Genomic DNA, 255 nt, shown 5'->3' with positions numbered 1-255 from the left:
CGTACAAATCTCAGGGTCGTCATAAAAGCTGAATTGTACACCATCTCCGTGATGGGCATCCGTATCAATATACAAAATTCTTGCACCGTATGTCTTTTGAATATATTGAATCGCCACTGAGCTGTCATTATAAATACAGAAGCCGGATGCACGTCCTTTAAACCCGTGATGAAGTCCACCGCCAAGATTCAGTGCATGCTGCGTGTGTCCCATCATCACTTGGTCAACGGCTGTGAGTGTCCCGCCAACAAGGAG

At 46.3% G+C, this 255-nt stretch carries 1 pseudogene; it reads right to left on the bottom strand.

Going from position 1 to position 255, the window contains the following annotated elements:
- Window positions 1–255: pseudogene (locus SB658_RS25630) on the bottom strand (acetoin utilization protein AcuC); the annotation flags it as partial.

Origin of the sequence: Bacillus sp. SIMBA_008, from assembly GCF_046535495.1 — a bacterium.
Lineage (GTDB): Bacteria > Bacillota > Bacilli > Bacillales > Bacillaceae > Bacillus > Bacillus subtilis.
Note: the sequence above shows the minus strand (reverse complement) of the source record. Positions and strands in the feature narration are given on the sequence as shown.